Here is a 23,004-nt window from a genome sequence, read left to right on the forward strand (position 1 = left end):
AGTCACGTTCGAGTGGGAACATGCTCGGCGATCTGAGCAGCGACGTCGGAGAAATCAATGGCGTTCCAGCGTTCTGGGCGCATGCTGATGGCCACGTTTGTGGCGTGTGTCTCGTAGGTGGCTTCAAGGAATGCCGCCACGCGCTCCGGTTCCACATAGCGCCTGGCGATCTCGTTGCGCTCGTCTTCGGTGCTGGGCACGGTCTCGACCACGGGCCCTTCCACCGACACATAGCGCAAGCCTTCGGCCTCCTGGACACAGAGCGAGAACCGTCCGGCTTCGGCGATGAGCCGGGCCTTGCGCGATCGGGGTGGAGTGAACACCTTCACGTCGCCGCCGGGTCGGTAGTCATACCAGATCGGTGTGGCCATGGGGGCCCTGCCTGTCTCCGCGGCGATGCAGAGCACGCCGAGATGCGGCTGGGCAAGGAATTTTTCTCGCTGTTCCGAGGACATCTTGCGTGCCACCGTCACTCCCTGATCCAGATGAGTTTGCGCCCAATTCCCGGGATCTTGTCCGGCGCGGCGATTGCCGCGTGTGCAGAGGTTCACGGCGGCCGGCGGGCCAAGGGCACTGAGCTGCACCGATCGCCGTCTTCACTTCTTGTTCATTCCACCGTCGGCTCTCGGCACGCGGGGCCGGACAGGGGACCCACTTCTGTGAATGAACAACTCATATGACCGGCCCAGACCCAGAGCACCGCCTACCCGACGCCGCGACCGAGCTTGCCCGGAAGCCGCGCCGCGACCATCACGGCCACAACTCCCATGCTCCGACGCATATGTTCTCCTTCGAGTCGCATTGCCTGTTCCGATCATCACCACAGGGAACCGATGACATGGGCGTGGCATGGGCGAAACCGCCCTGACGGGTGGCCGTGGGTGCGCCGGGGGCGCGGGCGGCGCTTGATCCACGGCGTGGTACATGGCCGAGCCGAGCGGATCGATCAGTTCGAGCGAGGCCGAGGACGCCTGCCGCGAGCATCAGATCGTTGCACCGCAAGTCAGGGACAGGAGACCAGGGCCGAGAGCGACGGCCCGACTCAAGCGTCCGGCCGTTGCGAATCGCCCATCATGCGGCTCAACTCGCCAACTGAGACGCTCAGTCGTACGGGTCCGGATACGCTCGGTGCTCGTCATCTTCACGCGTCGGCCGACGCGGACAGGCGGTCGGCAGGCGAGAGTCCAGGGGCGGGTGCGATGGATGTACTGACGTTGGTGTCCGCGTTCGTGGCGCTGGTAGGCGCAGCGGCGACGGCGGTGCTCGGCTACTGGACCCAGCGCCGCCTGCGCCTGATGGACCAGCGGAACCTGATGGACACCTACGGGGCCTCGCTGGCCTGGGCCGCGTACGACCTGCAGTCCAGGCTGTACAACATCCTGCGCGGCCACGAGATCGACCTCTCACCGGGGACCTACAGCGGTTTCATGACCTCCTTCCACCTCCAGGGCACACCGCAGCAGCGGGAGTACGTCCGCCGCAGCACGGTGTTCGTGCTCGCCGAGTACCTGGGATGGGTGGAGATCCTGCGGCGGGACATCCAGTTCCTCGACCTCGGTCAGTCACGGGCCAATCAGAGGGTCGTGAAGGTCGTCTCGTCCATCGGCGCGGTTTTGAACCGTACGTCGTCGGCCGACGACGTGCTGCGCCTGTGGCGGGCAGAGCAACGGGCCATCGGAGAACTGATGGTGCATCCGGAAGGAGAATCGGGCCGGCGCAGGTGCCTCGGTTACGCCGAATTCTGCGCGAAGCTCGATGACGACGACGTGTTCCACCGTTGGTTCGCTTCGCTCCTTGAGGACGTCGACCGGCTCGCTGAGGACACCGCGCAGGCCGTACCCCGGCTTGCCGAACTCCAGCAGAACCTCATCACCCTGATCGACGTGTTGGACCCGAAGGCCGAGCGGTTCCCCCAGTTCCGTCAGCCGACCGGCGCGGCGCTGAGCGTCAGAGTGGCCAACTGAGCGGGTGTGACCGCGCTTCCGCGACGGCCGCGGCTCCCTCGTCGCCCGCAGCACGAAGATCCGCGTCCCGGACGGCGTGCCGGTCCGCTTCGGGACCGGATCACGGGATACCCGCGGTTCGCCGTACGGCGGTGTTCTCCGGACGGACGTATGCCCCCTGCGCCGTCCCGGTTCGGACGACGTAGGGGGCGCGCGCCGAGGAGTTCAACGAGGCAGCCGGCTCGGTGCCGCGGTGGCAGGTGGTGGTGATGTCATCCCGGTACCTGGATGCAGCCCGCTTCGGTGAGGGCGTGGATCCGTGGTCAGCCGCAAGCAGCCGCTTACTGATCATGCTCATCAATCGGTCGGTTCCTGGCCGGAAGCCTCTTCGCGGTGTTCGGCCTGGAGCTGGGCCAGGTAGGCGGCGGCGGTGGGTGCCTCGGCAGCGCCGATGCGCTGGTAGATGGTCACTGCTTCGCGAAGGCCGGCGAGAGCGGCCTGCCACTGACCGGTGCGTACCTGGCAGCGAGCGATTCCTTCGAGGGCGTGGGCCTCGTCCTGCGGGCTCTGTGCCTGACGTGCGAGGTGCAGGGCCTGCCGGTATACGTCCAGGGCCTGCTGAGGCCCTGAAGTTTCGGCCAGGAGCGTGCCGGTGCCGTTGAGCACCTCGGCCTCGCCCTGGATGTCGCCGAGTTTCCTGAACAGGTTCCGAGACCGCGTCAGCAGGTCGGCCGCCGCCGGATGGTCCCTGGTCGCTAGCTTTGCCATGCCCAGCACGCCCAGGGCAGTGGCTTCGCCGTGGCGGTTGCCGAGGGAGCGGTAGAGGTCCAGTGCCTGTTGTGCCAGGCCGGCCGCCGCTTCGAAGTCCCCGGTCGCGTGCCGTACCCAGCCCAGATCCCCCAGGGTGCTGGCCCGGCCGAGGCGGTTGCCGAGGGAGCGGTGGAGGTCCAGTGCCTGCTGTGTCAGGTCGGCCGCCGCTTCGAAGTCCCCGGTCGCGTGCCGTACCCAGCCCAGGTGCTGCAGGGACTGGGCTTGGCCCTGACGGTTGCCGAGGGAGCGGTGGAGGTCCAGTGCCTGCTGCGTCAGGTCGTCCGCCGCCGGATAGTCCCCGGTCGCGAGCCTTGCCATGCCCAACTCCTGCAAGGCGGTGGCTTGGCCGTGGCGGTTGCCGAGGGAGCGGTAGAGGTCCAGTGCCTGCTGTGCCAGGTCGTCCGCCGCCGGATAGTCCCCGGTCATGTACCTCACCCGGCTCAGCTCCCGTAGGGCGGTGGCTTCGCCGAGGCGGTTGCCGAGGGAGCGGTGGAGGTCCAGTGCCTGCTGTGTCAGGTCGGCCGCCGCCCGGTTGTCACCCGTCAGGTGTCGTACCCGGCTCAGCTCCTGCAGGGCGTTGGCTTCGCTGTCGCGGTTGCCGGTGCGGTGTGCGGTGGCCACTGCGGCCTGGTGGAGGATTACGGCTTCGTGCCAGGGGCCTTGCTGGCGGAGGTAGGCGGCCAGAGCAGCGGTGAGTCGGATGGCATGGGTGTGCCGTGCTTCTGCGGCGGCGTGGTGGATGCAGGCGGTGAGGTTCGCGTGTTCGGCGCGCATCCAGACCAGGGCCTGCCGGCGGGTGGCCGGACCGGGTGTGGGGACGGTGGCGATGCCGGGAGCCTGCGGGGCAGCGCGGAGGGCGGTGTCGGCCAGGTGCTGGTCGGCCGCCTCGGCGGTGTGCTGGTAGTGGTCCAGCAACCGCCCGGTGGCGGCCTCTCGGTCGTCGGCCGGGTCGTGTTCGCCGGTGAGCCTCTGGGCGTAGACGCGGAGGAGGTCGTGGAGACGGTAGCGGCCGGTGACGGGGGAGTCGATGAGATGGTCGGTGTAGAGGGCTTCCAGCTCACGACGGGCCTGGGCCGGGGTGACATCGTCGAGGGCAGCAGTGGCGTGGGCGTCGGTGTCGGGGCCGGGATGCAGGCCCAGGCGGCGGAAGAGGCGCTGCCGCTGTGCCGGCAGAGCCCGGTAGGACATGTCGAAGGCAGCGGTCACCGCGCGGTCGCCCGCGGCGAGTTCGTCCAGCCGGTCCTGGGTGGCGGCGAACTCTTCGGCGTACTCTGCGAGGTTCCAGCGGGGGTGATGGGCGAAGCGGCCGGCGAGCAGCGCGATGGCCAGCGGCAGATAGCCGGACAGCTCCACTATCTGGGCGACGGCGTCGGTGTCTGCTGCTGTGGCCGGGGTGCGATGGGCCAGACGGGTGAACAGCAGGGCCGCGTCCGCCGCCGAGAGGATGTCCAGGGGCAGCGGGGCGGCGCCGTCCAGCGCGGCCAGGCGGTGGCGGCTGGTGACCAGCACCAGGCAGCCCTCCGCGCCGGGCAGCAGCGGCTCGACCTGGGCGTGGTCGGCGGCGTCGTCCAGGACGAGGAGCATGCGCCGCCCGGTGAGCCGGTCACGCCAGAGTCCGGCCCGGGCCTCCAGGCCGTCGGGGATGCTGCGGGGGTCGATGCCGAGGCTGAGCAGCAGGGCGGCGAGGGCGTCGGCAGGGTCGGCGGGGTTCTGGCCGGGGGTGTGGGCGTTGAGGCGGAGGAACATCTGCCCGTCGGGATACCGGTCGGTGAGTTGGCGGGCGGCGTGGGCGGCCAGGGCGGTCTTACCGATTCCGGGCATGCCGCCGATGGTGTGGATGGACACCACCCGGGACGGCTGGGCCGCGGCCAGGATCTTCTCCACCTCGGCCTGGCGGCCGGTGAAGGCCGCCACATCCCGCGGCAGTGTCCGCACCGCGGTCACCGACGCGGGCGCCTGTTGAGTGATGTACTGATCCCGCCCGGCCACGTAGCCCTGCGCACTGCCCTCGACGCGCATCTCGATACGCGTCGCCGCCGCATCGTCGTCCCCGTCCGTGCGGGTCGTCATGAGTCGGTGATGTGCTGGTCGCGGCCGGCCATGTACACCCGCCCATGGTCCCGGGCCTCCGCCTTCATGACGATCGACTGGACGCCGCGCCGTTCGTCCGGGGGCAGGGCCGGCGCGAGGTGCTCCTCCAGCAGGCGCCGCAGTTCGCCGACCGCCGAAGGTTCGTTCACGAGAAGTTGCTGGAGCCGCAGACGCCACACCCAGGTGAGCGCCTCCTCGGTGTCGTGGTCCTGCTGTTCACGGGCGTCGAGAACGCCGGCGCGCAGCGTTTCCAGCTCGGCCGTGATCTCATCCGCCTGCTCCGGACGAAGCCGCTGCCACAGGGCTGTCGTAGCTGTTTTGACCTGCTGCCAGGAGTCCACGGCCATCGCACTCACCAGCGCCGTCCCGGCGGCCAACACGATCGGGTCCATGCAACCCTCTCCCGCAGAAGAAACCCGGACAGTAACCGTACGAGTTCGGAAGGGTAAAAGGAGTCTCTTCCTCCGGCCAGATCGAGCCTTTCTGGAGCCTTTCTCGGACAGTGGCCACTGGGTGGCTGCCGTCCGCGAGACCCTCGTCTGAAGGTCCGCTCCCGCCTGTTGGCGCGCACGTGGGCGGAGCCGGATGCGACCGCGGCCGGCTCCCCGGCGACGCTTCGGCCGGCGTGCAGTGGAGATTCTCCTTGCCGACACCTTCTTGAACGCGATTGCTTCCGGGCAAACCTGAATACCTGCTGTTGCCGAGTCGCATGTGGGTCGACTGGACCGTATTTGCGCCTGTCCACTTGGTGACATGACACCTGAGTGTCAAAGATCTTTCTTTACAGCGCGGCGAACGGCTGGCTGACTGCGGGGAACTCCTGCCCCACTAGCCCACGAGGTTCCCTTGCGCATGCCTCCGTCCCGCAGACGCGGGCTGACAGCGGCTGTCGCCGTGCTGGCGGCATTGACAGTCACCGGGCCGACCGCCGCGGCCGACAGGCCGACGGCCGACAGGCCGTCGGCCGCCGCGACGGTCTCCACTGCCCTGAGTGCCGGCTCCCCACGTGTCGTCACCCTGATCACCGGCGACAAGGTGACGGTGACCACGACCGCCGACGGGCACGCGTCGACGTCCGTGGTCGATCCGCACGGCCGGCCGGGCGGCGCCCACGTCATGTCCGTGGGCGACGACACCTACGTGTACCCGGACGTGGCGCTGCCGTACATCGCCTCGGGCGCGCTGGACGAGCGGCTTTTCAACGTCACCGAGTTGCTGAAGGACGGGTACGACGACGTCCGCAGCGACCGGTTGCCGCTGATCGTCACCTACACCGACGGCGCCGCCCGTGCCCGCAGCACGAAGACCCCGGACGGCGCCCGCCGGACCCTGACGCTCAGCAGCATCCAGGGCGCCGCCCTCTCCGCAGAGCACGCACGAGCCGCCGACTTCTGGTCCTCGCTCACCGGTACGGCGGCAGCACCGGACAGCACGCGGACGGACGGCGCGCGGACCGACGGCAGTGCCGCACGGGCCGGAAAACTGGCCGGCGGCATCGCCAAGGTATGGCTGGACGGCAAGGCCGAGGCCACGCTCGCCGACACCACCGCGCAGATCGGCGCCCCCGAGGTCTGGCAGGGCGGAGACACCGGGCAGGGTGTCGACGTCGCCGTACTGGACACCGGGATCGACGCCGAACACCCGGACTTCGCGGGGCGGATCGCGGCGGCGCAGAGCTTCGTACCCGGCGAGGAGGTCACCGACCGGCACGGCCACGGTACGCACGTCGCCTCGACGGTCGCCGGTACCGGGGCCGCTTCCGACGGCAAGGAGAAGGGCGTCGCCCCCGGCGCCTTGCTGCACATCGGCAAGGTGTTGGGCGACGACGGCAACGGCCAGGACTCCTGGATCCTCGCCGGCATGGAGTGGGCCGCCCGCGACCAGCACGCCAAGGTCATCAGCATGAGCCTGGGCGGCGACCCCGGCAACGGCACCGACCCGCTGAGCCAGGCCGTGAACCGGCTCAGTGCGGAGACCGGGGCCCTGTTCGTGATCGCCGCCGGCAACTCCGGCCCCGACCCGTACACCGTCAGCGCACCGGGTGCCGCGGATGCCGCGCTCACCGTCGGCGCGGTGAACGGCCCCGGCAAGGGCGTGGACCAGCTCGCGGCGTTCTCCAGCCGCGGTCCGCGCGTCGGCGACAACGCCATCAAGCCCGATCTGACCGCGCCCGGCGTCGGCATACTCGCGGCGCGCTCGCAGTACTCGCCGGAGGGCGAGGGCGCCTACACGACGATGAGCGGCACCTCGATGGCCACCCCGCATGTCGCGGGAGCCGCGGCCCTGTTGGCGGCCGAGCACCCGGACTGGACCGGCACACAGCTCAAGGACGCGCTGGTCAGCACCACGTCGAGCACCCGCCAGTACAGTCCCTACCAGGGCGGCAGCGGCCGGCTCGACATCGCGGCCGCCGTCAGGGCCACGCTGGTCGGGCCGTCGGCGGTGTTCACCCAGGCCCACTACCCGTACTCACCGGGACAGACCGCCCGCAAGGACGTCACCTACACCAACACCGGGTCGGCGCCCGTCACCGTGGACCTGGGCCTGACCGGAGGCGTCCCCGGGGGCCTGTTCGCCCTTACCGACGACCACCTGACGGTGCCCGCGCACGGCACGGCGTCGGCCGGCGTCCTCACGCATCTCGACGCGGCCGACGACAACACCGCCTACACCGGCATGCTCACCGCCACCGGTCCCGACGGCACGGTTCTCACCCGCACGCCCATCGGCGTGAACAAGGTGGGACGGCGTGCGACGCTCTCCGTGACGGCCAAGGGCACCAGCGGAGGACTCGCCGGCACCCTCGTCCTGAAGGACGTCAAGAGGAACACCGCGCCCAAGGTGTACGCCGTCGACGACTCGGGGTCGCTGACACTGAGTCTGGTCCCGAGCACCTACGCGGCCTGGATGTACGCCGCCGTGCCCGGCATCGACGGGACGCACAGCCTGGGCCTCGGGGTGTTCGCCGCGCCGCAGGTCGACCTCGACGCCGACCGTACGCTCGGCTTCGACGCCTCGGACCTGCGCAAGGCGGCGGCCCTCACCCCGGAGCCGACCGCCAACAGCTTCGTACGGGCGGACCAGTACCGGTCGTACGGCGACCTGCGCCCCTACCTGGAAAGCTACCTGCCCGAATACTGGTTGTACGACAGCCTGTGGGCGACCCCGACGCCCGAGGTGACGGAGGGCTCCTACACCTTCGCGACCCGATGGCGGCAGATCCAGCCGCCCCTGACGTTCTCCTCGGGTGCGCAGGGTTATGACGACGTCGTCGTCCAGAGCCAGTCCCCCGCACTGCCCGAGGGCACCGGCACCTACCGGGCGGTCTGGGCCGGCGACGGATCGGCGGCGGACTTCCGCGGGCTGGAGGTACGCGGCCAGGTGGCGGTCGTCCGGCGCAGCGACACCGTGCCCGCCCCCGACCAGGCCGCCGCCGCGGCGCGGGCAGGCGCCCGGCAACTGCTCATCCTCAACGACGGCTTCGGAAAACTGGACGCCTGGGCCGACCTGCCCGACGCCGCCCCGCTGCCGGTCGCCTCGCTCGGCACCGACGACAGCACGCGACTGCTCAGCCGGATCAGCAAGCCCGGCCGGGCGACGCTGAAGGTGGTGTCGCACCCGAACCCGCGCTACCTGTACGACCTTCTCCAGCACCACGCCGGCGCCGTCCCGCGTGATCCGTCCTACCGTCCCGGCGCCGGTGAACTGGCCCGGATCGACGAGACGTTCCGCGACACCCGGCAGTCGCAGGCCCGTGAAGTCCGCTCGGACCTGGCCGTCGGCGCCGACGTGGCGCTGGCCGCGCTGCCGACGCCGGTCCCGGCCCAGGGCAGCCTCACCTCGTGGGTGACGGCGGATCCCGGCGCCCGGTGGGCCGCGCAGACGGCCGTCGCCGACCTCGGCGAGCGTGGCGCCGTACGCTCGTACGCGCCGCGCAGCGTCACGGCGGAGACCTGGCTCTCGCCCGTCCACCACCCGCGGCTGCTCAACGACGCCGCCCACCAGGCACCCTTCAGGGCCGGCGACATCATCAGCACGTCCTCGATGACCGCCTGGGGCGACTCCGGCGGCCACGCGGGCGTCGTGTGGGCCGACGGCGAAACCTCGAAGATCTCCCTCTACCAGGGTGACGAACTCCTCGGCGAGGACGCCGACGAACGGATCATCACCGTCGACGGGCTGTCCCCGGACCCGCAGCCGTACCGGCTCGTCGTGGAGGGCAGGCGCGACCTGCCGGGCAGGCCGTACTCGACGCGGACCCGCACCGAATGGGGATTCACCTCCGGCACCACCGACTACACGGCCCTCACGCCGCTGCCGCTCATCCAGCTCGACTACGCGGTGGCGACCGATCTGTCCGGCCGGGCGCACCGGCGGACCGCGCTGACCGTCACCGCGTCGCACCTGAAGGGCGCCACCGGCGCCGCCCCGGTCCGCACCGTCACCGTGGATGTCTCCTACGACGACGGGACCACCTGGCACCCGGCGACGTCGCGCGGCACGGACGGCGTCCGGCGGGCGCTGCTCGACGCACCGTCCGGCTCCCGGTACGCCAGCCTGCGTACGACCGCGCGGGACACCGCCGGAAACACCGTGAGCCAGACCCTGATCCGGGCCTTCGCCCTCAAGTAGAACGGAGTACGTCTCTCCTGCTGGACGGCACATCTCACCCGTCCGTCCGGCAGGACGGCTCATACACAGGGGCCCTGTTCGCCTGACCGCGAACAGGGCCCCTGCTCGTTCTCCTACGGCGTCGCCGCGCTGACGATTCCTTTTTGCGGAGCGGATGTTCACCCCTCGGCAACGGCTTTGCCGTCTGCGGATCCACTGGGCGATGTCCGACCGGAGGCTTCCGCAGCCCTTCGTCTGACCTGTGGTTAGACCGCCGCGGAGCACCTGTGTTACAACTTCTAACACACGCAAGGATCGCTAGCGAATGGAGCGTGGCGGTGAGCAGTCATCCCCTCGTCCAGACCGTTCTGCCGGGCGTCTTGGCCCCGGAAGCCCCGGAGACACGGCACCCGACCGCACCGGACCCCGTCCCGGGGCAGATCATGATCGCCAGGGAGGCGACCGCCGCCTCCGCCCGCGGCGACGCCGACGGCTTCACGCGGCGGCCCGTACGGAAGATCCTCGCCCGCGCCTGGACCTGGAACAACACCCTCCCCAGGGGCCGCCGCGCCCACTCCGCCGACAACCGGGCGGGCCGCGACCTTCGCGAGGACAGCTTTCGCGCCCGGCTGCACACCGGCATCGTCACGGGGCAGGTCGTCCTGACTCCTTGAGTCACTGGCCCTTCGGCTCCTTGACTACCTGACCCTCTGGCTACCTGACCCTCCGACCTTCTGACCTTGTGGCCTTCTGACCGTCCGGCCCTCGGACCCCGCGGGCCCGGGACCGGTCCCGCCCGGCCGTATCGCTGTGGCGAGCCCCGGTCCTGGGATTCCCGGCGACGGTCGAGCCCTGCGGCACTCCGAGGGGCGACGGCGGCCGAGGCGGGGGCGCCGTGCAGGACCCGTCCGTCGGCGACGAGGAGGCGCTGACGATCGCCGAGCGTCTGGCCGGCCGCGCGTGCAGGGGGAACCCTGCTGTGGGGGAACGGCGTCGACGGACACACGGCGGCGCGGCAGGAGCGATCCCCGGGCCGCGTCCCGGATGGGGACCCTGCCAGTACCCCTCACGGCGCGGACTCCCCGGGCCCGGCCGTATCCCGTTGCATAGTGCCTGCCCCGGTCCTCCGGGGCCCGGCCGGAACGCAAACCGCACCCGGTCGGCCGACTGTCCAGTACCGAGTCCCGTCCGCGGACTTGGATACGGACAAGCCCGAAGGGGACGGCACAAGATGAGCAACCGGACCGAGACCGCGACGCAGCGCCCCGTGGATGTCGTACGAGGGCTGTATGCCGCGCTGAGCACGGGTGACGTACCGGGTGTCCTCGCCAGGCTCGCCCCCGAGGTCATCGTCGACGAGCCGAACCGGCTTCCCTACGGCGGTGTGCACCAGGGCCGCGAGGTGTTCGTGCAGTCGGTCCTCGGCGCGATGATGGGGTACGCCGAGGTCGCCATCACCGCCGCCGAGGTGTACGAGGGCCCGGCCGGCGTCGTGGGAACCCTCACCGGAACGCTCACCGCGCACACCACCGGCGAGGAGTTCCCGCTGACCATGGTGGAGCTCCACCAGGTCGAGGACGGGCTGGTGGTCAAGATCGACGTCTACACCAAGAACCCCGACGAACTCGCCGCGTTCTACGCACGCGCCGAGGCGGGCACCCGCTGACGGCGACCGGACGGCGATCCCCTCCGGCGGATCGACGAAGGCAGCACGCCATCAGCCACACCCGGTCCACCCGATCCAACCGGCCTGCCCGGACTGCCCGGTTCACCCGGACCGCCCGGTTCACCCGGACTCCCCGGTCAACCCGGACCTCCTCACCTCTCAGGGAAGACGCATGACCACCACCTGGTTCATCACCGGCACCTCCTCCGGCTTCGGCCGGCTGCTCACCGCACACCTGCTGGCCCGGGGCGACCGCGTCGCCGCCACGCTCCGCCGGCCCGAAGCCCTCGACGACCTGCGCGCCGAGTACGGCGACCGGCTGTGGACCGCCCGGCTCGACGTCACCGACACCGAGCGCGTGCGGCACGTCGTGGACGAGGCGTTCGCGGCCCTGGGCACGATCGACGTCGTCGTGAACAATGCCGGCTACGGCGTCCTCGCATCCGTCGAGGAGGCGTCCGACGAACAGATCCGGCGCGTCATCGACACCGACCTGCTCGGCTCGATCCAGGTCATCCGCGCCGCCCTCCCGCACCTGCGCGCCCAGGGCCGGGGCCGCATCCTGCAGGTGTCCACCGCGGGCGGCCAGACGACCTACCCGAGCCTCGGCTACTACCACGCCGCCAAGTGGGGCATCGAGGGGTTCTGCGAGACCGTCGCCCGGGAGATCGAGCCGTTCGGCCTGGCCCTGACCATCGTCGAACCGGGCGCGACCCCCACCGGTTTCGGCAGTTCCCTCGACACCGCGCCGCCCCTGCCCGCGTACGAGAAGACCCCCGCGGGCGAGATGCGGCGGACGTTCCTTCAGGGGCGCTTCCCGGTGCCCAACAGCGCGGAGAAGATCACCGACGCGATGATCGGCCTCGTCGACTCCGGCGCGACCCCGCTGCGCCTCCCGCTCGGCCCCGACACCTACGACGACGTCCACGCCGCCCTCACCCGCCGGCTCGCCGAGCACGAGGCCCAGCGCGACGTGGCCCACTCGGTCGCGGCCACCACCGCCGGGTGACCTCGACGGGCCCGCCGTCGAACAGTGCGCTGCTGGTCGGTCAGCGAGCGGATCGACCAGCACGCCGGTGTCACCCCGAGGAATGACGGACCGGCTTCCGGAACGGTGGCGGCCGGCCAGTACGCAGGTGTCCTCCCGGCAGGGAAAGACCGACCGGCAGGAACCCACGCACCCCGGGGGAGGCAGGCGACAATCTCCGGGGCGTGCCAGGCGCTTCGTCACGGTGAAGAAGAGGTGGGAGTCGACAGTGGCCGATTTCGGCGGGTACCAGGATGAGATCTATCTCGACGGGCTGCGCGGAGTGGTGCCGCGCTTCCCGATGACGTACGAGGGGTGGGAGGAAGGGGCGCGTGCGGCGATGTCCCCTTCGGTGTGGTCGTACGTGGCGGGCGGGGCCGGTGACGAGCACACGCAGCGGGCGAACGCCGCCGCGTTCACCCGGTACGGAGTGATCCCGCGGATGTTCGTGGGAGCGAAGCAACGGGACCTGTCGGTCTCGATGTTCGGGATGTCCTTTCCCTCGCCGCTGATGATGGCGCCGATCGGGGTGCTGGGGCTGTGCGCGCAGGACGGGCACGGCGATCTGGCCGCGGCGCGGGCCGCCGCCGCCACCGGTGTGCCGATGATCGCCTCGACGCTGTCGGTGGATCCGCTCGAACAGGTCGCCGCCGAGTTCGGTGCGACACCGGGGTTCTTCCAGCTCTACACGCCCACCGATCGGGACCTGGCCGCCAGCCTGGTGCGGCGCGCGGAGGCCGCCGGGTTCCGCGGGATCGTGGTCACCCTCGACACATGGGTGACCGGATGGCGTCCCCGGGATCTGTCGACGGGCAACTTCCCCCAGTTGCGGGGGCACTGCCTGGCGAACTACACCACCGACCCGGTGTTCCGCGCCGCGCTCGCCCGGCCGGTGGAGGAGGACCTGCCGGGTGCGGTGCTGCACTGGGCGGGTGTCTTCGGCAACCCGCTGACGTGGGAGGACCTGCCGTGGCTGAGGTCGCTGACCGCACTGCCGCTGATCGTGAAGGGCCTGTGCCATCCGGAGGACGTGCGCCGTGCCAGGGACGGGGGCGTGGACGGGATCTACTGCTCGAACCACGGCGGCCGGCAGGCCAACGGCGGCCTGGCCGCGCTGGACGCGCTGCCCGGGGTGGTGGATGCGGCGCAGGACCTGCCCGTCATCTTCGACTCGGGGGTGCGCGGCGGCGCGGACGTCGTCAAGGCTCTCGCCCTCGGTGCGCGTGCGGTGGCCGTGGGCCGCCCCTACGCCTACGGGCTCGCACTCGGCGGCGTCGACGGGCTGGTGCACGTCCTGCGTTCCCTGCTCGCCGAGGCGGATCTGCTGATGGCGGTCGACGGGTACCCGACCCTCGCGGACCTCACGCCGGACGCTCTGCGCCGCGTCGGCTGACGGACCCGCGCGGGCCGGTGCGCCGGTCGCTCGATTCGCTGCCGGAGCCGGAGCCGACACAGGAGCCGTGGTTCTGCCGCGGCACCGGCTCCGCGGCGGGGCCGGTGCCGCCCGGCGGTGATCTCACCGGACTGCCCGACCTGAGACGAAGTCACCCGATGTTTCTCGGCCACGCCGTGGCCGCCTACCTCACCGAACACGTGAACCCGATCCTGATCGGCCGTGACGCGGGCCCGATCGAAGACACCTGGCAGTACCTCTACCGCGGCGCCTACTGGCGCCGGGGGCCCGTCACGATGGCCGCCATCGCCGCCGTGGACGTGGCGCTGTGGGACATCAAGGCGAAGTACGCCCGGATGCCGCTCTACGAACTCCTCGGCGGCCGGAGCCGGCGGGGTCTCCTCGCGTACGGACACGCCAGCGGAGTCGACCTGCCGCACCTCTTCGACTCGATCGACCAGCACCTCGACGCCGGGTACAAGGCCATCCGTATCCAGGCGGGCGTCCCGGAGCTGGGTCAGATATACGGGGTGGCGAGCGGCGGGAACGAGCAGCGCTACGACCACGAGCCGGCGCGGGCCGGCGCCCGCCCGTCCGAAGAACAGTGGGACACCGGCGCCTACCTCCGCCATGTGCCGACCGTCTTCGAGGCCGTCCGGGCCAAGTACGGACCGCAACTGCCGCTGCTGCACGACGGCCATCACCGCATGACACCGCTCCAGGCCGCGCAACTGGGCAAGCGCCTGGAACCGTACGACCTGTTCTGGCTGGAGGACTGCACCCCGGCCGAGAACCAGGAGGGCCTGCGCCTGGTGCGCGGGCACACCACGACGCCGCTCGCGCTCGGCGAGACGTTCAACACCGTCTGGGACTACCGCACACTGATCAGCGAGCAGCTCATCGACTACGTCCGCTCGTCGGTGACCCACACCGGCGGCATCACGGCCCTGCGCAAGCTCCTCGACTTCGCCGCGATGCACCAGATCAAGGCCGGCATGCACGGCCCCACCGACGTGTCGCCCATCGGCATGGCCGCGGCGCTCCATCTCGGCCTGGCGATCCACAACTTCGGAATCCAGGAACACATGCAGCACAGCGAGGAGACGCTGACGGTGTTCCGGACGAGCTACCGGTTCGAGGACGGTCTCCTGCATCCCGGGGACGGCCCGGGCCTGGGGGTCGAGATGGATCTCGCAGCCGCCGCGGCCTTCCCCTACCGGGCCGCGTACCTGCCGGTCAGCCGGCTGACCGTCGACGGAACGCTGCACGACTGGTAGCCCGCCCCGGGGCGGGCGCGACGAACACGGTGCGCACGCACGGCGTGCCGCTCACTCGTCGGGCCGGGTGTGTGACGGGTGGCGGGAAGCCCCATGAGGCCGCACCAGCAGGTGCCGGCGGTCGGGGGCGGCGCGGTCGAGGGCTCGGCTGTTGAGACGGTCGGGGCGTTCTCAGGCCGCGGCTCGCTCGTGGGGCGGGCGTCGGCGCAGGTCCGTGCGGGTGAGGGAGGGAGGCACGTAGGAGACGTCCAGAGGGCTGATGTCGGTGCCGGGCGGGACGATTGCGTCGATCTTGTCGAGGATGTCGTCGCCGAGGGTGAGGGCGGCGCCGACGAGCAAGTCGTCCAGCTGGTCCATGGTGCGCGGGCCGATGATGGCTGCGGTGACGTCGGGGTGGCTGGTGGCGAAGGCCATGGCCAGGTGCGTGAGGGAGTGGCCGGCTTCTTCGGCGAGGGTGAGCAACTGCTCGACGGCTTCCAGCTTGTGTTCGTCGGTGAGGTGCCGGGGGACCCACTGCATGCGGGCGCCTGCGGGCCGCGGGGTGTTCTTGCGGTAGCGGCCGGTGAGCAGGCCCATGGCCAGCGGGCTCCACACCAGGACGCCCATGCCGTGGCGGCGGCAGGCGGGCAGGACCTCGCGCTCGATGCCGCGGTTGAGGATGGAGTAGGTGGGCTGCTCGGTGCGCAGCGGGTGCAGGCAGCGCTGTCGGGACACCCACTGGGCTTCGACGATTTCCGAGGCCGGCAGGTTGGAGGAGCCGATCGCGCGGACCTTCCCGGTACGCACGAGGTCGGTGAGCGCGGAGAGGGTCTCCTCGATGTCGGTGTGCGGGTCGGGGTGGTGGATCTGGTAGAGGTCGATGTAGTCGGTCTGCAGCCGTTTCAGCGAGCCCTCGACCGCCTGGACGATCCAGCGCCGGGAGCTGCCGCCGCGGTTGGGGCCCTCGCCCATCGGCCCGTTGAACTTGGTTGCCAGCACGACCTCGTCGCGGCGTCGCTTGAGGGCCTTACCGACGATCTCCTCGGTCTCGCTGTAGCCGTAGACGTCGGCGGTGTCGACGAAGTTGATGCCCGCGTCGAGCGCCCGGTGGATCATGTCCACGCAGTCGTCGTGTTCCGGATTGCCCATCTTGCCGAACATCATGGTGCCCAGGCAGTAGGCGCTGACTTCGATGCCGGTCCGTCCCAGCGTCCGCATCCGCACGGTGACCTGTTTCCTTCCGCTGCTGTACGTGTTCGGTGCCTGCGCCGCCCGGGCCGCCCGGGTGGCTGCGGCGGCCCGGACGGCGCAGGCACGTCAATTGACGGGTCGGCCGGTTCAGCCGTTGTACGGAGCCGTGACGTCCAGGACCCAGGTGACGCCGAAGCGGTCGGTGAGCATGCCGTACAGCGGTGCCCACTGCGCGGGCTCCAGCGGACGCACGATGGCCGAGCCCTCGGCGAGCTTGCCCCACAGGGCGCTGATCTCCTCGGCGTCGTCACCGCGTACGGAGACGAAGAACGGGTTCTCGCCCTGGTTCCAGGGCAGTTGCGAGGGCACGTCGTAGGCCATGACGTGGAAGCCGTTGTCGCCGGCCACCTCACCCCACATCACCCAGTCCGCCTCGCTTTCATCCTGCACGGCGCCCGCGTCCTTGTAGGTGACCGCGACAGTACGTCCGCCGAAGACGGACTGGTAGAAGTCCAGCGCCTCCCGCGCGGTGCCCCGGAAGTTCAGGTGAGTGGTGGTCGTGACGGACATGATCTGCTCCTTGCCTCGATGTGGCGCATTTGCCGCCGACTGACCGAGCCCCAGCGGCGGCTGCCGTGACCAGGAGCGATGCCTCCTGAACGGCTCGTATGCCACCATGACGGAGGTAGAGGACAGGTCGTGTCCTGTACTGCAGCGACAATGGATCTCGTGCATAAGACGTCCTCACGGCTGCTCGTACTGCTCTCGCTGCTTCAAACGCACCGTGACTGGTCCGGCGAGGATCTCGCCGAGCGTCTCGACATCACCTCGCGGCGACCGGGTCAGAAGGCCGCGGCCCGCTCACATGGCGCGCAGGCCCCGGTCGGCGAAGGCGATCAGCCACTCGAAGCTCTCGTCGATGTCGGCGCTCCACTGGAAGCCGCCCGCCGCCTGCAGGGTGGCGAAGCCGTGGCAGAGGCTGCGGAGCATGCGCAGGGCGTGGTCCACGTCGGGTTCCGCGATCTCGTAGCCGCGCAGGACCGCCCTGAACGCGCCGAGCGAGCGCTGACTCGCGACGGCCAGCGGATCGTCCGGGCCGGTCGGCTCCATACCGATCGTCACGGCGTACCGGCCGGGGTGCTGGAGGACGAAGGTGCGGAAGGCGCGTGCTGCGGCCGCCAGGGCGTCGCGGCCGGCGTATCCCTGGACGGCACCGCCGATGGCTTCAGCGGCCTCGTTCAACGCCAGGACCGCGATGCGCCGGTTGAGGTCCTCCTGCCCGGCCACGTGTTTGTACAGGGACGGGGTGCGCACGCCGAGCCGTTCGGCCAGCAGGCCCATCGTCAGGTTGGTGAGGCCGACCTCGTCGGCGAGGGCGGCGCCGGCCGTGACCACGGCCGCCTGGTCCAGGCCGACCCTAGGCACGGGCGGCCTCCGTGCGCAGGAAACTGAGGGTGCGGGAGACCACCTGGTCGGGGAACTGGTCGTGCGGGTAGTGCCCGGCCCCCTCGATCATCTCCAGGTGTCCGAGGCCGGAGGGCAGGGCGTCGACGATCGCGGAGCCCTCGGCGTGCGGGTCGGCCCAGTCGGGGTCGTGGGTGCCCATCACGACCAGGACCGGGCAGCGGACGTTGCCGAGTTGCGCACCGGCGTCGGTCGGGGCGACGCGGCCCATGCCCTTCAGGGCCTTCATCCGGCCCGGCTCGCGCAGCAGGGAGTCGATGCGGCCGAGGCGTTCGGCCCAGTCGGCCGGCTTCACGCCGGGGTAGGCGACGTCGAGGTAGGAGCGCCACAGCCGCACGCTGCCGAACGCGCCCGCGCCGAGCAGGCGCAGCATGCCCTGCCGGAAGCGCTTGACCCGCAGGTCACCGAGGCGGATCGACTGCTTGCGGGTGAACGGCGCCAGCTCGACGACCGTGGTGACGAGCGAGGGCTCCTGCGCCGCCGCGATGGTGGCGGCGCCGCCGGAGATCGAGTGGCCGACGAGCACCGCCGGGCCGCCCAGGTGACGGATCACGGCGAGCAGGTCACCGGCGATGGCGGTACGGCTCCAGGCCGGCCAGTCGGTACTTGACTCGCCGCAGCCGCGCAGATCGACGGCGGCGACCCGGTAACCCGCCGCCACCAGGGGCGGTATCACGGCACGGTAGGCGGCGCGGCTGTCGCCCATGCCGTGCGCGAGAACGATCAGCGGGCCCGTTCCCGTCACCTCGTAGGCGATCGTGCCGCCGTCCACAGCAAGGTGCTCGGTCATGACATCCCCTCCATTGGCTAATCTTGTTAGCTAAAAGCTAATATCGTTATCCGGCCGTGTCAACGGCGGTCGGAGTCCGGGCGGCGGCGTGGCGCACGTGGTCCGGGCAGGTGTGCCGGGCAGGTGGTCCGGGCAGGTGTGTCCGGTACGTGGCCTGGACAGTCGTGTTGGGCACGCGTCCCGGCGGGCCGTGTCGCCCACGCGGTGATGGGGATCGTGCATCCCGGGCGGGCGCCGGACTTCACTCCGATGCCACGCCGAATCACCCCGGTGGACGGTGTGGTCGGGCCCGTACGCGCCCTGGTGCTGATGCTTTTGGGTGACAGCCCCGGACGGAAGTGAGGGCGGCATGACCGTACCCGCGATACGCACCTCCCCGCAGCGCGCCAAGCGGCGCCGCCTCATGGCGTCGGGGGGTGCGGTTGCCGCCCTGTGTGCGGTGACCGTGGCTCCGGCCACGGCGGAGGACAGGACGCAGACCAGGATGGAGAGCGGGACGCAGACCAGGACCGGGAGCGGGGCGAGCGCCGCGACACCGACCATCGTTCTGGTGCACGGCGCCTTCGCGGACGGCTCCAGCTGGAACGGAGTGATCGAACGGCTGGAGCGCCGCGGGTACAAGGTCATGGCCCCGGCCAATCCGCTGCGCGGGCTGCACAGCGACTCCGCGTACATCGCCTCGGTGCTGAAGTCGGTCAAGGGACCCGTCGTCCTGGCCGGTCACTCCTACGGCGGTGCCGTCATCAGCACGGCCGCCGCGGGCAACGCACAGGTGAAGGCTCTGGTCTACGTGTCCGCGCAGATGCCCGACGTCGGTGAGAGCGGCATGTCACTGTCCGCCCGGTTCCCCAGTGCCCTCGGCGGCGCCACCGACTCCGTGCCCTACCGGACCGGCGGCGCGAGCGGCACCGACCTGTACATCAAACGGGACAAGGTGCACTCCGTGTTCGCGGCCTGCCTGCCCAAGAGCCAGGCGAACCTGCTGGCCGCCACCCAGCGCCCGGCCGCCACGACCGCGTTCTCCGAGAAGGCCGAGGCCGCGGCGTGGAAGGACATACCGTCCTGGGCGCTCGTGAGCCGGCAGGACATGGCCATCAACCCCGAGCAGGAACGCTTCGAGGCCAAGCGCGCCGGTTCGCACACCGTGGAGATCGACACCTGCCACGTGTCCCTCATCGCGCGGCCCGACGCCGTGGCCGACCTGATTCTCCAGGGCGCGGCCGCCGCCGGATCGGCTCCGCAACTGGCGAAGACCGGTACCGGCGGGCGCGGCGGGCAGGCCGTCGCGCTCGGTGCCGTCACCGCGTTCCTTCTCACGGGCGGCGGCATGCTCGCCCTGGGTCGGCGGCAGCGCCGCCGCCTGCGCTGACGGGCCTCGCCGGTACGCGGCTGAAGGCACCCTCCGGCCCCGGCCGGCCCGCGCAGGGCCGGTCAGGGTCGGTCAGGGTCGGTCGGGGCCGTGGCCGGTGTGGTGGCAGCGTCGGGGCCGGGATCGGGGCCGGTGTGGTGGCAGCGTCGGGACGTCAGGGCCGGGTCGCCCGCTCCAGCTCGATCAGGACCGAGTGGTATCGACGCCCCGTCGCCCGGTCCATGCCGATCTCGCACATGCGGTTGGCGGAGAGATAGGCCGCGTACTCGCGGGAGTTCACCTCCGCCGCCTCCTTCGCCGTCGCCGACTCCGTCAGCTCCTTGTGCAGCATCCCGCGGTCGCCGGCGAACGCGCAGCACCCGGCGTCGTCGGGCACGACGACCTCCTCCGCGCAGGCCGCGGCAACCGTGCGCAACTGCTCCACGTCACCGAGGTGTTGCATCGAACACGTCGGGTGGAGGACCGCCGAGGCGGTTCGCCGCAGGACGGTCAGTTCCGGCAGCAGTTCCTCGGCCGCCCAGACGACGGAGTCGACGACGGTCAGCCGCCGGTGCCGTTCCCGGTTGGCGTCGGTGAGATACGGGACCACCTCGTGGGCGATGCCCAGCGTGCACGACGAGGCGTCGACGACCAGCGGAAGCCGCCCGGACTCGGTCCACTCCCAGGCGGCTGCCACGATGCGGTTGGCCATCACCGTGTTGCCGTCGGCGTACCCCTTGGAGTGCCAGATCGTCGCGCAGCAGGTTCCCGCCACGTCCTCGGGGATCCACACCGGCTTGCCCGCGCGGGCCGAGACGTCGACGACGGCCTGTTGCAGCGAGGCGGTGCCGTCGCCGTCGGAGTCGCCGAAGATCCGGTTGACGCAGGCCGGGTAGTAGACGGCGCTCGCTCCCGTCCGCGAGGTACGAGGCGGCCGGCGGGCGGCGGCCGGGGGGATCTCCGGCAGCCACTGGGGCACCAGATCGGGGTTGACCGCCTTGCGGGCGAGCCCGGTGACGCTCTCCAGCAGCCGGTCACTGATCTTGTCGGCCGCCGCGACGGCCAGCCGCGCCGAGTTCTCCACGGCCGTGAACCGCTGGGCGGTGCGGGCCGCGATCCGCTCCTCGCGCGGGGAGTGCCGCAGATGGCGGAAGTCCTTCATCATGGCGCCGGTGTCGATGCCGACCGGACAGGCGAGTTTGCAGGTGGAGTCACCCGCGCAGGTGTCGACGGCGTCGTAGCCGTAGGAGTCGAGCAGTTCGGTCTCCACCGGCGAACCGCTCTGCTGCCGCATCATCTCCCGGCGCAGCACGATCCGCTGGCGGGGCGTGGTGGTCAGGTCCTGGCTGGGGCAGGTCGGTTCGCAGAAACCGCACTCGATGCACGGGTCGGCGACCAGCTCGACCTTGGGGATGGTCTTCAGTCCGCGCAGATGCGCCGCGGGGTCGCGGTCGAGGACGATCCGCGGGGCCAGCACCCCGTCCGGGTCGATGACCTGTTTCGTGCGCCACATCAACTCGGTGGCCCTGGGGCCCCATTCCAGTTCCAGGAACGGGGCGATGTTGCGGCCGGTGGCGTGCTCCGCCTTGAGCGATCCGTCGAAACGCTCCACGGTCATCCGGCAGAAGTCGTCCATGAACGCGGCGTACCGGTCGACGTCGGACGGCTTCGACGCGTCGAAGGCGAGCAGGAAGTGCAGATTGCCGTGGGCGGCGTGGCCCGCCACGGCGGCGTCGAAACCGTGCTCCGCCTGAAGCCGCAGGAGGTCCTGGCAGGCTTCGGCGAGACGGGACGGCGGAACCGCGAAGTCCTCCGTGATGAGCGTCGTACCCGGCGGGCGCGAGCCGCCGACGGCGGTGACGAATGCCTTGCGGGCCTTCCAGTAACCGGAGACGACCTTGGCGTCACGGGTGAACTCATTGGTCACCGAGGCGACCGGCGCGACCAGGTCCAGCCCTTCGACGACCGCGGCCGCCGCCCGCTCGTACGCTTCCCGCCCCGGCTCGTCCGGGGCCCGGAACTCCACCAGCAGCGCCGCGGTCTCCCGGGGCAGTTCGGACCAGTCCGCGGGCACGCCCTGGACGTGCACCGACGCGCGCAGCGTGTTGCCGTCCATCAGCTCGACGGCGATGGCTCCCGCCGCGTTGAACAGCGGCACGGCAGCCGCGGCTGCGGTCAGCGAGGGGAAGAACAGCAGCGCGGAGGAGACCATCCGGTCCAGTGGAAGGGTGTCGAAGACGACGTCGGAGATGAACCCGAAGGTGCCCTCGGAGCCGATCATCAGCCCGCGCAGGATCTGCACGGGCGTGGCGCCGTCGAGAAAGGCGTCGAGCCGGTACCCGTTGGTGTTCTTGATCTCGTACTTGGCGCGGATCCTGGCGGTGAGCGCCGGGTCCGCCTCGATCTCCGCCTTGAGGGCGAGCAGCCCCTCGCACAGCTCCGGTTCGGCCCGCGCCAGCAACTCGTCCGCCCGTGGATCGGCCGTGTCGACGACGGTGCCGCTCGGCAGGACGAAGGTCAGCGAGGCGACGGTGCGGTACGCATTGCGGGTGGTGCCGGCCGTCATCCCGGAGGCGTTGTTGGCGACGACCCCGCCGACCGTGCAGGCGATGGCGCTCGCCGGATCGGGGCCCAGCAGCCGGCCGTACCGGGCGAGGGTCGCGTTGGCGCGCATGATCGTGGTGCCGGGGCTGACACGTGCCCGCGCGCCGTCGTCCAGAACCTCGATGCCCGTCCAGTGGTGGCGGACGTCGACGAGGATGTCCTCGCCCTGGGCCTGGCCGTTCAGACTGGTGCCCGCCGCCCGGAAGACGACCTCACGTCCGTTGCGGCGCGCGTACGACATGACCGCCGAGACGTCGTCGATGCCCTCCGGGACCACGACGACCTGCGGGACGAACCGGTAGGGGCTCGCGTCGGAGGCGTACTTCACCAGGTCGGAGACCTTCCACCGGACCTTGTCCGGACCCAGCAGGGCGGTCAGTGCGTCGCGCAGCGGTCCGGGCGTACCGGCCGCCCGGCCGTCGGGGAGCCGGTCGGGGGCCGCGGAGCGGGCGGCTCGGGGACGGAGGGCTTCTGGGCTGGGCTCCAGCAGCGGCATGACGTGTGACTCCTCGGTGGACAGATGTGCCCTTGGTCAGGGCGGTCGGTGTGCGCCCGGCCGGATACCCGGTGCCGGGCGGGCGACGACCTGACAGGCACGCCGCGCCACCCGGCCCCGGTACGGCCGGGGCAGGTCAGTCGCTTCCGGCTCGATCATGCATGACGGCCACCACGTCGATCCCGACCAGGATGTCCATCAGGTCGGACCCGACCGTGGTCCGCACCGGGTAGGGCTCGGTGAAGAAGGCCCGGTATCGGCTACGACTACGCGGCCCATCTCGAAGAGACCCACATGGAGCGGCCCACTCGTCA

General features: G+C 70.9%; 15 protein-coding genes and 2 pseudogenes. 9 read left to right on the top strand and 8 right to left on the bottom strand.

Annotation, left to right across the window (positions count from 1 at the left end):
* Positions 1-2: 2 nt before the first annotated feature.
* Positions 3-467: a pyridoxamine 5'-phosphate oxidase family protein gene (locus ACFYPJ_RS25525; RefSeq protein ID WP_389021500.1), complete on the bottom strand. Its 465-nt coding sequence runs from the start codon at positions 465-467 to the stop codon at positions 3-5.
* A gap of 732 nt (positions 468-1,199) precedes the next feature.
* On the opposite strand from ACFYPJ_RS25525, the gene ACFYPJ_RS25530 reads away from it, so the two are divergent.
* Complete coding sequence (locus tag ACFYPJ_RS25530) at positions 1,200-1,964, top strand: hypothetical protein (RefSeq protein ID WP_389021503.1); 765 nt, start codon at positions 1,200-1,202, stop codon at positions 1,962-1,964.
* A gap of 336 nt (positions 1,965-2,300) precedes the next feature.
* Here the strand turns inward: ACFYPJ_RS25530 and ACFYPJ_RS25535 are convergent, their stop codons facing one another.
* Entirely contained in the window at positions 2,301-4,823 is a 2,523-nt protein-coding gene (locus tag ACFYPJ_RS25535) for an ATP-binding protein (RefSeq protein ID WP_389021506.1), read from the bottom strand.
* Positions 4,820-5,236: a hypothetical protein gene (locus ACFYPJ_RS25540; RefSeq protein WP_389021508.1), complete on the bottom strand. Its 417-nt coding sequence runs from the start codon at positions 5,234-5,236 to the stop codon at positions 4,820-4,822. The genes ACFYPJ_RS25535 and ACFYPJ_RS25540 overlap by 4 nt, the downstream gene beginning before the upstream one ends.
* Positions 5,237-5,696: 460 nt before the next feature.
* Between ACFYPJ_RS25540 and ACFYPJ_RS25545 the strand changes: the two genes are divergently transcribed.
* The 6 genes and pseudogenes from ACFYPJ_RS25545 to manD all read left to right on the top strand — a co-directional run.
* Positions 5,697-9,476: a S8 family serine peptidase gene (locus tag ACFYPJ_RS25545; protein WP_389021511.1), complete on the top strand. Its 3,780-nt coding sequence runs from the start codon at positions 5,697-5,699 to the stop codon at positions 9,474-9,476.
* 317 nt (positions 9,477-9,793) lie between these two features.
* Positions 9,794-10,129, top strand: a complete 336-nt coding sequence (locus ACFYPJ_RS25550; RefSeq protein WP_389021514.1) for a hypothetical protein — start codon at positions 9,794-9,796, stop codon at positions 10,127-10,129.
* Between the two features lie 557 nt (positions 10,130-10,686).
* Positions 10,687-11,121 carry a nuclear transport factor 2 family protein gene (locus tag ACFYPJ_RS25555; RefSeq protein WP_389021517.1) on the top strand — a complete coding sequence of 145 codons (435 nt, stop codon included), beginning with the start codon at positions 10,687-10,689 and terminating at the stop codon, positions 11,119-11,121.
* A gap of 172 nt (positions 11,122-11,293) precedes the next feature.
* Entirely contained in the window at positions 11,294-12,130 is an 837-nt protein-coding gene (locus ACFYPJ_RS25560; protein ID WP_389021519.1) for an SDR family oxidoreductase, read from the top strand.
* Positions 12,131-12,377: 247 nt separating this feature from the next.
* Positions 12,378-13,541, top strand: a complete 1,164-nt coding sequence (locus tag ACFYPJ_RS25565; protein WP_389021521.1) for an alpha-hydroxy-acid oxidizing protein — start codon at positions 12,378-12,380, stop codon at positions 13,539-13,541.
* Between the two features lie 173 nt (positions 13,542-13,714).
* Positions 13,715-14,818, top strand: a pseudogene (gene manD / locus ACFYPJ_RS25570) (D-mannonate dehydratase ManD); the annotation flags it as partial.
* A 171-nt stretch (positions 14,819-14,989) separates the two neighbouring features.
* Here the strand turns inward: manD and ACFYPJ_RS25575 are convergent.
* Complete coding sequence (locus tag ACFYPJ_RS25575; protein WP_389021525.1) at positions 14,990-16,021, bottom strand: aldo/keto reductase; 1,032 nt, start codon at positions 16,019-16,021, stop codon at positions 14,990-14,992.
* Positions 16,022-16,135: 114 nt separating this feature from the next.
* Complete coding sequence (locus ACFYPJ_RS25580) at positions 16,136-16,558, bottom strand: VOC family protein (RefSeq protein ID WP_389021527.1); 423 nt, start codon at positions 16,556-16,558, stop codon at positions 16,136-16,138.
* Positions 16,559-16,708: 150 nt separating this feature from the next.
* On the opposite strand from ACFYPJ_RS25580, the pseudogene ACFYPJ_RS25585 reads away from it, so the two are divergent.
* Positions 16,709-16,825, top strand: a pseudogene (locus ACFYPJ_RS25585) (transcriptional regulator); the annotation flags it as partial.
* Positions 16,826-16,849: 24 nt separating this feature from the next.
* On the opposite strand, the gene ACFYPJ_RS25590 reads toward ACFYPJ_RS25585, so the two are convergent.
* Entirely contained in the window at positions 16,850-17,383 is a 534-nt protein-coding gene (locus tag ACFYPJ_RS25590; RefSeq protein ID WP_389021579.1) for a TetR/AcrR family transcriptional regulator, read from the bottom strand.
* 22 nt (positions 17,384-17,405) lie between these two features.
* Positions 17,406-18,242: an alpha/beta fold hydrolase gene (locus ACFYPJ_RS25595; RefSeq protein ID WP_389021530.1), complete on the bottom strand. Its 837-nt coding sequence runs from the start codon at positions 18,240-18,242 to the stop codon at positions 17,406-17,408.
* Between the two features lie 349 nt (positions 18,243-18,591).
* On the opposite strand from ACFYPJ_RS25595, the gene ACFYPJ_RS25600 reads away from it, so the two are divergent.
* A complete protein-coding gene (locus ACFYPJ_RS25600; RefSeq protein ID WP_389021533.1) occupies positions 18,592-19,611 on the top strand; it encodes an alpha/beta fold hydrolase in 1,020 nt (339 codons plus the stop codon).
* Positions 19,612-19,765: 154 nt separating this feature from the next.
* On the opposite strand, the gene ACFYPJ_RS25605 is transcribed toward ACFYPJ_RS25600, so the two are convergent.
* Complete coding sequence (locus tag ACFYPJ_RS25605; RefSeq protein WP_389021536.1) at positions 19,766-22,690, bottom strand: FAD-binding and (Fe-S)-binding domain-containing protein; 2,925 nt, start codon at positions 22,688-22,690, stop codon at positions 19,766-19,768.
* Positions 22,691-23,004 lie beyond the last annotated feature (314 nt).

It is taken from the genome of Streptomyces sp. NPDC006012, from assembly GCF_042871185.1.
Taxonomy (GTDB): Bacteria; Actinomycetota; Actinomycetes; order Streptomycetales; family Streptomycetaceae; genus Streptomyces.